The organism is Bacteroidota bacterium, assembly GCA_016713765.1.
GTDB lineage: Bacteria > Bacteroidota > Bacteroidia > AKYH767-A > 2013-40CM-41-45 > Pollutiaquabacter > Pollutiaquabacter aromativorans.
On sequence record JADJON010000001.1, the window covers coordinates 894,258 to 908,593 of the forward strand.

The following is a 14,336-nucleotide window of genomic DNA, read 5'->3' on the forward strand; positions in this document are numbered from 1 at the left end:
GCCGTTTGCCCTTACTCCGGATGAGACCGAATGATCTTGAAAAGGCGTTTGATTAACTTTATCCCGATGTCTGACCAAATACATCACTACCGCCTCACCACCACCTGGAAAGGCAACCGCGGCACCGGCACGTCGGATGTCGGGGCGTATGACCGCCTGCACACGATCGAGGTTCCCGGAAAACCGGTCCTTACGCTGACGACGGACAATGCCCTGTATGGCGATCGCAGTGTGTTGAATCCGGAGGACCTGCTGGTATCGGCGCTTTCTTCCTGTCACATGATGTCGTACCTCTATCTGTGTGCGAAAGCGCGGGTCGTGGTCACCGCGTACACGGATCACGCGGAGGGCAGGATGATCGAATGGGGAAAGGGCGGAGGCCGGTTCGAAGAATTGGTGCTCAAGCCGGAAGTTACCGTACAGGATGCTTCCATGCTCGAACGCGCAAAGCAACTGCATGGGATGGCGCACAAGATCTGTTACATCGCCAACTCGGTCAATTTTCCAGTACGTTGTGAGCCAGTCATACGGATCGCCTAATCGATTGCTGACTTACTATTCGAGCGTGCGCAATTCACGCTGGTAGTCGAACTGCAGGTCCTCGTGCTGTTTCGCGACCGACTGCCGGATCTTCTTCAGCTGACCTTCCCACAGGTTCACCAGCACCGGACTTTCGCGGAATGGAATGTCCGAATCCCGGAGCGTCTGCAGGAAATGCATGCGTAGCTCGATCTCCGTCTCCGTCTTCCCGCTGTACCGGATGTAGCGGTTAAGGTCGCGCAGGACCTTGCGGACGCTTTTCTTGGCCAGGTAAAGCGTACTTCTGTTCATTTCCCCGAACCGGGCGCTCACCTGGTCGCGGATGTGCTTTCGGTAACCCGCCTCATCGGAGGATTCGAAGACGAGGTACGTCAGCAGTTCCTTATTCTCCGCTTTGTGTTTCGCCAGCCGGATGCAATAGTCCAGCAACTGCTTGGGAGATCGGGTGGCGAGCTCTTTGGAGATTTCTGCTAAGGTGGCGGGCCGCATATCGGGTTCAAAGTTAGGGACGACGGATTCGGTACGGATGGTTTCATGCTCGAAATGCTAACAGCCTTGCGGGGTGTTGCGGATTTACGTCCTTTGCTGTAGGTTTAACCATGCTTCGATCGACCATGCGACTGCTTCTTCCTGGCATTCTTTGCCTATCCCTTTTCAGTTCCTGTAGTCTGACCTGTACCCAGGGCGAAGGCCCCGTGGTCGACGATCATCGAAAACTCGATCGCTTTGATCGGATCCAGTTGAATTTCGATGCACGGATTTCGATCCATAAAGGTGATGTCCCCGGTCTTGTCATCCACGCGCAGGAGAATCTGCTGAATGAAATCGTGGCCAAGGAGAGCGGCGGAAAACTCGAATTGAATTCGGAATCCTGCATGGAGGTGGACGAGCCGGTTCGGATCGAAATCACCGTACCGGACCTGCGCGAACTGGAAGTGACCGGCAGCGGTGATATCGTGTTGCTGGACACGTTTATGGTTGAAACCATTGAGCTATCGGTGACCGGCTCCGGCAGCATTCACGGACGCCTTGTCGCCGCCCGAATAGAAAGCGAAGTAACCGGCTCCGGCGATATCGTGCTGGAAGGTTCCGCGAACGAACAAGTGATCGACATCACCGGTTCCGGCGACGTGAAAGCGATGGCCTTGCCCTGCAATACCGCGGATGTGGACGTGACCGGCTCCGGGGATGCTTACTTGTATGTCATCAAGCAACTCGACGCTGAAGTCAGCGGTAGCGGTACCGTTCACTACAAAGGCAAACCCGAAATGAAGTCGGAAGTCAACGGCAGCGGTAAAGTGGTGGATGACAATTAATGAACCAGGTTCAGTTCAGGTGCACCCGCACCGGTAACGTATAACGTACCAGGACCGGTTGTCCTTTTTTCGTCGCGGGTTTCCATGCCGGCATGTTCCGTATCACCCGGACCGCTTCCGTATTCAAGTCCTTGTTCGCGCCGCGTACGACGTGCGGATACAGTACTTTGCCTTTGCGGTCGATGATGAATTCCACGAATGCCAGCGTTCCGGCCGAGCCGTCTTTTACCGCGGCGGTGTTCAGGTTTTTCTTCAGGTAACCGAACAATCCTTCCGTGCCACCCGGGAATTCCGGTAACTGATCAACATAACGTTCGGTTTGTTTATCGGCTTCCGCGGCGCTCATCACCGGCTCGGGTTTGGTAACCAGGGCCCGGCGGAAGGTCTTCACCGGCATCACCTCGTCGCCGAAGTGCACATTGCCGCCGCAGTTTTTCGTCAGCAGGATGTACGTAGCCGTGTCACCCAGCGCAAGCACCGAACTCCAGTCGCGGCAGGCTGCCAGCGTATCGCTCTGCTGCCAGTTTACGACGCCCCGTTGAAAGTAGGCTTTCGGGTCGAGGTCGTTTTCCTTCAGGCTGTTGTTCAAGAACGTTTCGGCGGTCGAGTACTGCTGTGACTGGATCAATTGCAGGCCTTTGTCATTCGGATTTTGCAAGAGGCCTTCCTTGACCGATTGATCGAGTGTAGGATCCAGCGGGGTGCCCGTTTGTGCTGTTGTATTCAGCGTAAATGCTAATATGAAAAGTAGAAAAGTCCGAAACGTATGCATGGATTATCGCGATAGGATTAGTGGTTAATGACCAGTTCCGCCTGCGACAACCCTTTATCATTCCGCAGCAGTATCGTGTAGTGGCCGTTTGCGAGATGATCGGTTTCGATCGGAATCCTGCTGACGCCGGCCGAGAGTTGCAAGGTGCTTGTTGTACAAATGCGTCCACGAGCATCCACGATTTGCAGGCGATACGTGCCGGCAGTAAGGAGGTTGACCTCCACCCGGCTGAAGCTGCCGGCCGGATTGGGTGCAATGCCCATGGAAGCGATGCTGCCCGTATGAGCGGGAAGTCCGGTGTTAAAACGAAAGGGTACCAGGGCCGCGACCAGATCCAATTCGCCGTCGTTCGTCCTGCCATCACCCCATACGGGAATGCCGTAGTTCTCCGTCACGACGAGTCCGTTGTATTCTCCGATACCGAAATCCTGATTGACGGACCCGATCGTATTGAAATCGGTCGGGGCGTCGCTGACGGGAATGTCGTTGTTGAAACTAGTTCCGCCGTCGAACGACCAGGCCATGTAATAGTCGGTGTTGGCCGTGCCGGGATGGTTCCGTCGATCGTACCAACCGACCGCGACGATCCCTCCGTAACTCACCGCCAGGTTCGGGTAGAATTGATCGGAGGCGTCTCCGGGTGCCGTGTTGTTAAGCACGATCGCCGGGCTCCAGGTTTGTCCTTCATCGGTCGACTTGCTGAAGTAAATGTCCATGCCCGTCGTTCCCTGCGCGTTCACACCATTTGCCGACCAGACCAGATATGCATTCCCGGAATTGGTCTGCATGTAGGATTTGTCCACGGCCAGGTACACGCACGGGTACATGCGATCAACGTTGATGCCGGCAATGGTCTGTCCGGATTGACCTGATGAGAAATTGGGCACTTGCGCTTCACTGACAAGTTGTGGTGTATTGAAGGTGAGCCCGCCGTCGTCGGAGAATGAGTGGTACACGCCGTAGTTGACATTGTCCGTTGAACCGAAAAACGAAACGTGTACTCTCCCGTTGGCGGCAACATCGATGGAGCCGAACTGGACGAAGACGAACGAATTATCGGTCACATACGTGGAAGACGAAAAACTCCCCGAACCGGGGCTTAAATGCCGAACGGCTATCGCGTTAAGGTTCGCGGGGCCTCCGGCTTCATAGTAAACACAGTACACCGTGTTCGCGTACGATGAAAATCCACGATCGACAGCGAGCCATTCTTTGTCCGCGATCGGCCCGTTGAACTGAGTGGGATCGAACAGTGCAGTAATCGGACCCGTCGTACTGATAATAGCGGGATCGGTGCCCCGCTGCCAGGTCACGCCATCGTCGTCGGAATAGGCCCAGAGCAGGTCCCAGGTGATGGAGGTGAAACCCTGTAAGTACAAATTGATCCAACTGGTATAGATCCTGCCGTTCATGTCGTAGCAGAAATTCGGATCCCCGCCTCCGGCTATGGTGACGCCGCTTGTTACGGGCAATGGATCGAATGCGCTGCGTTGCCAGGTGGAACCGAAATCATGGCTATAATAAATGTGATTGACAGGAACATCGGTTGCGCCGGAACCGTTGGGGTCGACCGTATTGGAAGAAACGATCAGGATGGTGCTGTCTTGAGGGCTGCCGGTGGCATGCACTTCCGACTCCGCTTCACTTCCGCCACTCACCACCACTTCGGTGATATTCGCGGTTCGGGCCTCTTGCTGAAATTCGGCTTGCAGGGTGGCCGGCAGATGTTTCCGGACCTCCGGATTATCCAGAAATCCCGGACGAAGTTTTTCGCGGATGATCTTCTGGACTATTTCCGCGGAGCGTTCCTTCGGGAGCGTACCCTGGCCATGGGAATGAAGAAAAAGGCCAATGCAGACGGCGATCAGGAAAGTATGGCGCATGGTGCTGTGGAGATGGTCCTACAAGATAATGTTTTCCTGATTTCACCCTTGCGAAGCCGGTCGTCGGATTCTCTATCTTGCCGCCATGATGAACCGCCTCTACGCACTCTTGCTGGCCATGCTCCCGCTCCTGGCCATCGGCCAATCCTATAATGGCCCCGAAAGCGCCGAATTCGATTACGTCAACCGCCGTTGGCTGATTGGAAATACGAGCAGTCACCAGATCCTGAGCCGCGACAGCCTGGGCAACCTGAGCGTCTTGGTCAACTCCACCACCAGTGGTCCGTACGGAATCGAGATCGTCGGCGATACGGTGTTCTGTTGCAGCGGCGGCAGTATCAAAGGGTATCTGCTTTCCGATGGAACGCCGGTTTACAACCTGAATGTCGGCGGAAGTTTCCTGAACGGATTGACCCACGACAATGCGGGCAATCTTTTTGCAACGGATTTCTCGACGAAAAGCATCATCCGCGTTCACATCGCATCGCAGACTTTCGCGCCGGTTGCCACTTCGTTGCCGAATACGCCCAACGGAATCGTCTTCGACGGATACAACAATCGTTGCGTCTTCGTGAACTGGGGTAGCAACGCGCCGATCCGTGCGATCGACCTTGCCACGTATGCCGTCACCACGGTTGTTACCACGACGCTTGGTAGCTGCGACGGCATCACCCGCGACGCGATCGGTCGTTATTATGTAAGTAACTGGAGCGGTCAATCCATTGTGCGCTTCGATAGCGCCTTCGCTGCTCCTCCTGCAACGGTGGTGAGCGGACTTTCCAATCCGGCCGATATCTTTTACAATGTGGTGGATGATACGCTGGCGATTCCCAACGCGGGGAATAATACGGTCACTTTTTATGGATTTCCATCAGCCGTCGACGTGCAACAATTGGTGTCGGTTGAACCTGTTTTGGTTTACCCCAATCCGGTTGATCAGCGTGCAAGCCTCAGGATGATTAATCTTCCCTCCGGTTGTCGCGTATCCATGCATGCAGTAGATGGCAGGGAACTATTTATCTGGCCGGCATCCGACACACGAACGTTTGATCTGGCACCGGCGCGTCTGGCACCCGGAATGTACCTGATTCGAATCGTTCGGGATGAGAAACTCGTTCACCTGGAGCGCCTGTTGGTCACTGGTTTTTGACAAAGACGAACGTCTCGGGCTGCTGATCGTAGTTGTGTAGCAGTCGGAGGTAGTAGGTGCCATTGGAGAGCTGTCCGACCTGCGTAGTGAGTTCGGTTTCTCCATTCGCGACGTGGATTGTCTCGCGACGAATGCAGTGTCCGCAAACGTCATCGATTTCGATGATCAGATCTTCTTCTTGACGTTCCGCCCGATGTACATGCAATTGGTTGGCAACGGGATTCGGGTAGCCGTAGGCGATTCTTTGGTCAAGTCGATTGTGAATGGCAATGACCTCGCTCAGGCTGTTGGCGCCGTCGTAGTCCGTTTGTCGTAATCGGTAGTAGGTAAGGGCAACCGGCGGATGCTGATCCAACGCCTGATAGTCGTGACGTTCGCTCGTCGTGCCGGCGCCGCTTTGCCGTTCCAATGCCTGCCAGGATGCGCCATCCGCCGAACGTTCAAGTGTGAAGAATGCATTGTTGGTTTCGGTGGCGGTGACCCAATTCAGGCGGTTGGCATTCCCTTCCGGATAGCCGGTGAAGCTGAGCAGTTCGATAGGCAGCGGCGAAATGGAGGTGCCTGTCCCCAGCGCCGCAATGCCGTTCATCCCGCGACGGATGGATACCGCCGCGGTGCTGGCCGGTTCGCAGTTACCGTCCAGCACCCAGGTTGCGGCGGTCGGCGGGCTTGTCGGGGATTTGACCACCGTCGCGTAGCTCACCGTGTTCGTGTAGTTCAGGTTGTAAAGGGTTGCATCGTAAGTTCCGCTGTTCGGATTTGCGGAAGCGGTGAAATTCCAATAACCATTGTTGAGGACCGGCGCCAGGCTGTAGTCGAAGGCAGGACAATCCGTAGTCACCGGGCCATTGGGTACCGTGGCATAGGTCTGGAAGTTGGCAAGCAATTCCGGAATGGTCGTGGCAGTAGTGAAGGTGATGTTGGCGAGCTGATAACCCTTGAGCGCGTGACCTACGGGGAAATCGTATGCGTCCGCTGCACCGCTCAGCGCTCTTCGCAGGTTTCCCAGGACGAAGCTGCCGGTATGACCTCCCGAAACGGATGCAGGATCAGGATTGCGGACAAACACTTCATTCGTGTTCGTTTGCACCTTTCCCAGTTGCAGATGAAGCGAACCCGTAGTGCTGGTGCGCAAACTTCCACTGAGGAGATTCACCCCTGCGCCGGTGTTGTTAATCACGATGTTTTCCAGATCCAGGATGCCCCCCGATGAATATTGTTGAAGCGCCGTGCCGTTGAATTCAAGTGTGCCCGTAGGTCCCGGATTGATGTATGTCGTTGAACCCGCCGCATTGGTGAAGTTTCCTGCGAGTCGGACGTAGTGATTGTTCGCGTCGAAGACACTGGTGGCATTGCTGGTCAGCAGGAGCCCGCCGATATCCAAATCGTCGTTGAGTACGAGGCTACCGCCAGACTTGGTCACAATGACGTTGCCGACCCGGTTCGTGCCGATCAGATTGCCGTTGAAATGCTGCACCACCGAACCGTTGTTGAACAGCAGGTTGGAGTTCGGTGAAATGAAGATGGCGCCGTAATTATTGAAATCCCCGCAAACGGAGAGTGTCACTCCCGGGTTGATCGTCAGCGAGGAACCCGCGAGGATGTTGAGATTGTTGACGGAGGTATTCGTCGAGATGACCGGCTGATTCGCTGCGGGGTAGATGGTCGCGTCGATTCCGCAAGCCGGTGCTGCACAACCTCCCCAGTTGGTACTCGTGATCCAACTGGTGTTGGTGGTGCCGGTCCAGGAAATCGCGCTGGCGTTTCCGATCCCGCAGCTGCTGCCGGAGAAGTCGAGTGTATAGCCGGTTGTTGTAAAGCTCCAGTTGGATAGTGCCAGGACCAGGGTCTGACCGGCGACGACCGACAGCGGCGCTTCGAAGTTGAACGGGCTGCCGCCACCGGGTACCGGATTCTGCATACCGCAAAGATTCGACGGGATACCGTTCCAGTTGCAGCGTACGGGTGAAAGGGTATTGTTGGCGATATCCTGACAGGAATTGTTCGTCAGGTCAAAGAGAATCCAGTCGTAGTATCCCATGGGATGCGAGTGCGTCCAGCGCAACAAGCCGGGAGCGGTGATGTGGATCGAATACCAGATGATGTTCAATTCTCCCGACAACAAGCAACCCGAATTTCCACTGGTTGGATTGACGCACGGATTGCTGGTGTTGCAGGGCGCCGGTATGTCGGAAATAAGCCCGCAGCCAAAGAAACTAGTTGTCTGATTGATGACCGGATTACAAACGCTGATGGCGCCGAGACAGTCCTGCTGGTTGAAGGCCTGGCTGTTCAGGGTATCGCTGGCCATGATATTGAAGGTGCCAACCTGATCAAAGGTTCCATCGACCCGGATGAAAAGGGTGTCGCCAGGCGTCAGGCCCGACAGGTGAACTTCCGACGCCAGGCTTCCGCCACCACAATTGTCGGCAGCGTTATCGTTGCAGCCGTCGATAAGAGAATTCAACGCACTGCAGCTACCGGTGAACACTTCGATCTGCGAATCCTGCAGGGTGAGCAGTTGAACGCTGACAGTCACGTTGCCGGAAGCGGGTACGATCGCTTTGTACCACACGCTGTTGACGATGCCCGGGAACGACCAGCAGAGTGGTGGGGGAGGTTCGCCCATATCACTGCTGCAACTGTTGTTGCCTAATGTGAAGACGCCGTTCGGAATGAACAGGGCAGAACAGACATCGTCGTTCAACGGACCGTTTCCGAACGAAGCAATATTCAGGTCGTAGCCGACGGAAGATGGTGGCGCCCAGGAATCCACGATGATGAAGTATGTTCCGGGTAAGGTGAGGGTGACGGTGCTCACGATCGGATCATAGCCACCATCGGTAGCCACGCAGTAGCCGCCCGCATCCGGACAACCATAATAAACCTGGTAGCCGATCAGGGTGCTTGAAGCATTCATCAGCGTAATGCTGATGCATTCGTTCCCTTCCGAGATGTAGCGATAGACTTTGTCCTCCCCCGATTCGAACAACGAACCACAGCTTCCTGCCGTCGCGTTGTTGTAGTCGTCGCCCATGCAGGCGGTTGACTCGTTGATCAGAGAGACCGGCAGGGTCCCAAGGACGACGGGATTCGCACAGGTTCCGCCTGTCGCCACTGTGTTTGGCGAGGAGATGAAGAGATTATCGTAATCATTGCAAACACCGTCGCCATCCAGCACCAGATAATACGTATGACCCGCCTGCACCCCGGTACAAATACTCTTGCTGCCGTCCACATCTTGCTGGTAGACGACGCAACTCCCGCCTACTCCCGAACAGCCCGCGACCGGACAACCGTCATAGAGCATCAGGCCGGTGGAAGAAGCCAAGGGTGCATTCAGGTCAATGGAGATCTGGCCGGAAGTGGCCGGTGTGAATGCATACACCACATCTTCATCGCTGTAATAGTCAGGATTCCCACAGACTGTCACGTTGCCGTCCGTCACATCATCATCCATCCCACAAGTTGTACCGGGCCCCGAGTTGTAGGGCAGAGAAGGGACGTTCACCAGGCCAAGGCCCATCGCTGCGATGCAATTTGAACTCCCGTTGCAGATAAGCGCGATGTTGTCGATGGCAATCGCGGGAGTCGTCGCGTTCGCCGCGTCGTTGATCCAACTGAAGACGATTCGTACGGTAGATCCCGAAAATGTACACGGAACATCCAGGGAGTCGTTGAGCCAGGTTGTTTGATTGCGAAGGTTTCCGGCCAGTAAGCCCGAAGAAACCGGTACACCGGCTGTGGGCGTGATGCTCGGATCGATCGCGTAGATCGACAGATAATCCTCATTCGACCGGCCGCGGCATTTCCAACTGAAATAGAGTCGGATATCGTTCTGGCCGGGAGGCACGACCACGTCGCGGTACAGGTGTACGACGGAAGTGACGTTACTGTAATTGTTGTTGTTGCTCGCGGTTCCTACGAAAGCGCAGCGCGCGCCGGTGAAACCAACGGCGCCGGTGCCGCAGAACCATTGGTTCGTTTGAAGCGGCGGTGTATTGACGACAATCCAGTTATTGGCCGCGAAGGTGGCGCCCGCTTCGAATCCCCCGTCGGTAAGCGGGTTGATCAGCGTCGTTTGCGCATTGACGGAAGTGACGGACCAGCAGTACGCGATGGTCAGTACAGCCAGTAGTCGGATGATTCGTTGCATTGCCCTGAAATTTACCGGCCGATTGCCGTTGGCCTCAATGTGGCCGGTTGTGTGATTTCCTTTCGCAGAGGGTCCTCACGGCTCCGATATCGGCATCGCGTTTGATCGCGTACTTGTACCGGAGCTTATGCAGCAGGGAGTTGATTCGTTGCTTAGCAAGATGGGTGTCGCCATGAACGGCGATGATCGCCAGACCGAGACCTTCACAGAAGTCGATCTCGCCCAGTTCGGGAAGGGCGCGAAGTTCATCGCGCAATTGGGGGAAGCCCCGATCCAGGCTTATACCGGGCACTTCAACGAAGATGTAGGAAGGTGCTGTGGCCTTTGCAGTTCCGTTGACCAGAAATGAGCAGACTAACAGCAGGGCGATCAGGCGCAGTTGACGGACCATCGTGCACTATTTGATGTCACAACATTAATCCTCCACACCGGATTTTCTTAACAAATGGCGCCGAACGGGAAGAAAGGACTACTGAACGGGAAACATCCTTTTTTGATAAAAAATCAGTTATAAATGAATAAAAAAGGCCTTCTGGATATTCAGAAGGCCTTTTCAATAACCATTAAGTTCCTTAGTGTCCTGTTGTTGGCTGGTCCACACTTAGCCCTTGCGCCTTCAGGATACCGGCTGTACGCAGTGCATGCCAGGCCAGGTAGATGAAGCAAAGCAGGGGTAATACGTATGAAAAGTGCGTGTAACTCATGCCAAGGATACCGCCCGGCGCATGTTTGTCCAGATCGCAGATGACTCCCTGCGCCGGTGGAATGATGGCTCCCCCCAGGATCATCATGATCAAAAATGCCGAACCCTGGCTGGTGTATTTTCCAAGTCCCATGATCGCCAATGCGAAAATGCAGGGCCACATGACCGAGCAACACAAGCCCGCGCTGATGAAGGCGTACGTGCTCACCGTCCCGGTCGTAAACAATCCGACAAGCAGCGCGAGGGTCCCAAGCGCAGCGACCGTAAAGAGCATGCGAACCGGTTGTTCATTCGCATACAGGAAGGCGGCGATCAGGACAAGTACGCACAGTACATAGACGTACAGGTTCTCCACATCGTTTCCGCGCAGGTGGTTCACGAACAGGATGACCCCGAAGGCGATCAACGGAACGATTACGGTCAGCAATTTCTTTACCGAGGGCGACACTTTGAATACCGCCACCGCGCCGGTCCAGCGACCGATCATGAGACTACCCCAATAGAGCGAGATGAACTGCGAAATGTATTTTTCGTCGAGCCCGCCGAACTCCGGTTGTTTCAGCAACGCGCCCATATTGCTTTGCACCGTCACTTCCATCCCGACATACACGAAGATCGCGATCATGCCCAGCACCAGTTGCGGGTATTGCATGGCGCCCCAGCCCTGCTTGTTCTTCGCGGCTGCCCCCATGGCGTAGAAGAGCAGGCCAAGTATTACGATCAATGAACCGATGACCACATATACACGGTCCGCTTCAGGTATAAGGTCGTTGAAGAACAAGATGAGCACCGTCGGAATGGAGATGAGAAAAAGGATATTCGTAGCCTTCGAACTCTTTTCCACGTGCTCTTCCTGGTGAATGGTCGGGAGGTTCTTCGAAAACAGGAAGAACAAGGCCACGAAGAGAAAGAGTCCTGCCAGGGTGAGGTACAGGGTTTGGATCGACTTAATCGTCGCGGTGCCGCCGTTTTGCAAATCGCCGAACAGCATATAACTCACCGCCAGCGGACCGAGCAATGTGCCAAGCGAGTTGATGCCGCCGGCAAGGTTGAGCCGGTGCGCGCCGGTCTCCGGACTTCCCAGCGCGATGGTGAACGGTTGAGCGGCTGTCTGCTGCAGTGAAAAGCCCAGCGCGATGATGAAGAACGAAGCGAGCACCATCGCGAACGTGGCCGAAGCCGATACCGAGACGAACGCCAGACTAAGCGCGCCGATCACCGACATCGACAATCCGATGATGATCCCGTTCTTGTAGCCGATTCGGTTGAGGATGTCGACACCTGAAACTCCGGACATCAGATATAACAGCAGGGAACCGAAGAAGTAGGCGCCGTAGAAGGAGGTGTCGATCAGTTGCGACTGAAACTGATTCAACTGGAAATGTGTCTTGCAGAACGGGATGAAGATGCCGTTCGAAGCGGCTACAAAGCCCCAGAAGAAGAAGACGGTGATGAGCGTCGGTAATGCGCCCTTGCTGATCGTCGGATTCGTTTGCGCCATGCCGGGAAGTGTTATGCTGTCAAATACGGTAAAATCGTACTTGGATACGCAAGGTCCTGATGAAAGTTATTCGCCCGACTTTGTACAGCTATGCGGTTAATGAAGCTGACGGAAGTGTCGAACCAGTCCTTCAATAGGTTTTTGAAGGATCGTGCCGACCGGCTGCCCCAGCCGCGCACCGGTCCGGATCAGTTCCGGTTGAAAGGCGTGGGCGATGCTGCCGACGAAATGAACCGGTAGCGGTGTCGGGACTTGGATCGGACGTACGCAGAGTTCGAAGAATTCCGCGAATCCTGCATCCAGCGTTTCGAGTATCCAGGGATGTTCCCGATGCATGCTCAGGAAGGGTGCGAAGGAAGCGAGCCAGTTGTTCGCTCCGCTTTCGCGGTACACACGACGAATGACTTCATCGCGGGTCAAGGCGTAGTGTTTGTCGAATTCCCGGCTCAGGTCGTCCGGCATCAATCCGTACAGATAGCGGGTGACCAGTCGCTTCCCGAACCAGGTGCCGCTGCCTTCGTCGCCCAGGATATAGCCGAGTCCCGAACGCGCCGGCTGAGCGTGCCTGCCATCGAAGTAACAGGCGTTGCTGCCGGTTCCCAGGATGCAGGCAATGCCCGGTGTGTTTCCGCAAACCGCCAGGGCTGCGGCCTGGACATCATGGTCCACTTCAATGGAAGCGTGTTTGAAGAAGGCGCGAAGTCCGGCGCCTGCGATGGCTTTCAGTTCCGGCGAAGAACAACCCGAACCGAAGTACCGGACACTGATGACCTGTTCCGCCAGCGCCATCAGTGCCGGGTCGCCTGCCAGTTTCAACGCGATCTGTTGCGCATCATGCTGGTTCGGATTGAATCCTTCCGAGCTCAACAGCCGTACCTGGCCATTGTCTTCAAGGACGGCCCAGTCGGCTTTGGTCGATCCGCCGTCGGCGATCAATAACATGCTGTTTCCTGCATTGGTTCGTAGTTGCAATCATACAAAAACGAAGCGGGGGGAAAGGAGCGATCGAAATGAATCTGTAAACAGGGCTGGGATAAAATGGACCGCCGGCCTGCGTCCACACAGCGCAGTCCGGCGGCGGCATTGAAAACCGGAAACACACATCACTAAAACTCCTGTTTGGCGTCGCCAGGGGTCACCTGACAACGTGGAGTGAGCCGGACAATGTTGCACTAAAGTATGGTCGGGATGTGCCTTGAGACGAATGAACCATGCCGGTCAGGTATTTGGGTCTTCTGAATGGGACAAAACCGGAGTCGACCGGGATCAGGCGAGCAAAATAAAGTCTTGTTCCTCCTGATGTCCCTGTTCCATTAGAAGTTGCCGGATCGCTGTCCGAACTCCCCGTTGCCCGATCAAAGTGATGAAAAAGGCCTCTCCTGGCGCCGGAAGGGACGAGACCGGGATATAGCGGAGCGGATGCCCCGGGCGATTCACTACATCGGTATAGGCGTCGAAGCGAATGCCTTCACCTTGCAAGACCTCCAGCTTATTCCTGATGTTCCGGCTTCCGCCACAGACGACCAAGGGTCGATCACCCGGAGGATGTTGCTGCAGCCAGCTTGCCAGGTAGCGGGCTTTGACACGGAGGAAGGCATCCAGGGAGTAATCCGGATGAATCCTGCTCAATCGCCCGGAGTGGTCGCGCCATTCCAGCAGGAACTCCGGCAGCTTGGAAATACGAACTCCGGCATCCATCCAACGCAACCACATTTCATAATCCTCCGGAACGCCATCCTCGCGATAACCTCCATAACGATCGATCAAGGATCTTCTGAACATCACGGAAGGATGGGCAATGGGTGATTCGATGAACCGGTTGCGTCGATGATCCTCCGGCGTCAGTAATTCGTTTTGCCAGGCTACGAATAGCCGGTAACCTTCATTCTCCGGTGTCTCAGGAAAGACCGCACAACGACTCGCGACTAAGTCGATTGCTGCATGACTGTCGAGGAAGTCCGCTTGTTTCAAGAGACGCTCGGGATGCATCCGGTCGTCGGCGTCCATGCGCGCGATGTAAGCGCCGGCACATTCGGAAAGACCGGTGTTCAGGGCTGCACTGATCCCCGGCGCGTTCGCGGGGACCATGCGGATCCTTGGGTCGGATATTGCGTATCGGGCTGCGATGGAACGCGTCCGGTCATCCGCCTGACTGTCGACCAGAACCAATTCCCATCCATCACAATGCTGATGACGTACGCTCTCCATGGCTTCCTCCAGCAGGGAACCTTCGTGATGAAACGGCAGCAGGACGGAAATTCTGATGGGTTTCACGGCCGAAAAGGTACGGGCTTGCAGGGGGAATAAATGCGAAC

General features: G+C 55.4%; 11 protein-coding genes. 3 read left to right on the top strand and 8 right to left on the bottom strand.

Annotated elements, in window-relative coordinates; all coding sequences use genetic code 11:
- Window positions 1–66 precede the first annotated feature (66 nt).
- Window positions 67–540 (top strand): OsmC family protein, encoded by a 474-nt coding sequence (locus IPJ96_03470; protein MBK7909407.1) that lies wholly within the window; start codon window positions 67–69, stop codon window positions 538–540.
- Between the two features lie 15 nt (window positions 541–555).
- On the opposite strand, the gene IPJ96_03475 is transcribed toward IPJ96_03470, so the two are convergent.
- Window positions 556–1,029 carry a hypothetical protein gene (locus IPJ96_03475; protein MBK7909408.1) on the bottom strand — a complete coding sequence of 158 codons (474 nt, stop codon included), beginning with the start codon at window positions 1,027–1,029 and terminating at the stop codon, window positions 556–558.
- 125 nt (window positions 1,030–1,154) lie between these two features.
- On the opposite strand from IPJ96_03475, the gene IPJ96_03480 reads away from it, so the two are divergent.
- Window positions 1,155–1,856: a DUF2807 domain-containing protein gene (locus tag IPJ96_03480; GenBank protein MBK7909409.1), complete on the top strand. Its 702-nt coding sequence runs from the start codon at window positions 1,155–1,157 to the stop codon at window positions 1,854–1,856.
- Window positions 1,857–1,866: 10 nt separating this feature from the next.
- On the opposite strand, the gene IPJ96_03485 is transcribed toward IPJ96_03480, so the two are convergent.
- Window positions 1,867–2,628 (bottom strand): energy transducer TonB, encoded by a 762-nt coding sequence (locus tag IPJ96_03485; protein MBK7909410.1) that lies wholly within the window; start codon window positions 2,626–2,628, stop codon window positions 1,867–1,869.
- 17 nt (window positions 2,629–2,645) lie between these two features.
- Window positions 2,646–4,511, bottom strand: a complete 1,866-nt coding sequence (locus IPJ96_03490) for a hypothetical protein (protein MBK7909411.1) — start codon at window positions 4,509–4,511, stop codon at window positions 2,646–2,648.
- Between the two features lie 85 nt (window positions 4,512–4,596).
- Between IPJ96_03490 and IPJ96_03495 the strand changes: the two genes are divergently transcribed.
- Window positions 4,597–5,661 carry a hypothetical protein gene (locus IPJ96_03495; GenBank protein ID MBK7909412.1) on the top strand — a complete coding sequence of 355 codons (1,065 nt, stop codon included), beginning with the start codon at window positions 4,597–4,599 and terminating at the stop codon, window positions 5,659–5,661.
- Here IPJ96_03495 and IPJ96_03500 read toward each other — a convergent pair.
- From IPJ96_03500 to IPJ96_03520, 5 genes are all read right to left on the bottom strand, one after another.
- On the bottom strand, window positions 5,648–9,817 hold the full coding sequence (locus IPJ96_03500) for a T9SS type A sorting domain-containing protein (protein ID MBK7909413.1): 4,170 nt from the start codon (window positions 9,815–9,817) through the stop codon (window positions 5,648–5,650). The genes IPJ96_03495 and IPJ96_03500 overlap by 14 nt on opposite strands.
- Window positions 9,818–9,851: 34 nt before the next feature.
- On the bottom strand, window positions 9,852–10,208 hold the full coding sequence (locus IPJ96_03505) for a hypothetical protein (protein MBK7909414.1): 357 nt from the start codon (window positions 10,206–10,208) through the stop codon (window positions 9,852–9,854).
- A gap of 181 nt (window positions 10,209–10,389) precedes the next feature.
- Window positions 10,390–12,021 (bottom strand): MFS transporter, encoded by a 1,632-nt coding sequence (locus tag IPJ96_03510; protein ID MBK7909415.1) that lies wholly within the window; start codon window positions 12,019–12,021, stop codon window positions 10,390–10,392.
- Window positions 12,022–12,117: 96 nt separating this feature from the next.
- The gene (locus tag IPJ96_03515; GenBank protein ID MBK7909416.1) at window positions 12,118–12,963 is read right to left on the bottom strand and encodes an N-acetylglucosamine kinase; all 846 of its coding nucleotides are present in this window, start codon (window positions 12,961–12,963) and stop codon (window positions 12,118–12,120) included.
- 324 nt (window positions 12,964–13,287) lie between these two features.
- Complete coding sequence (locus IPJ96_03520) at window positions 13,288–14,295, bottom strand: glycosyltransferase (GenBank protein ID MBK7909417.1); 1,008 nt, start codon at window positions 14,293–14,295, stop codon at window positions 13,288–13,290.
- Window positions 14,296–14,336 lie beyond the last annotated feature (41 nt).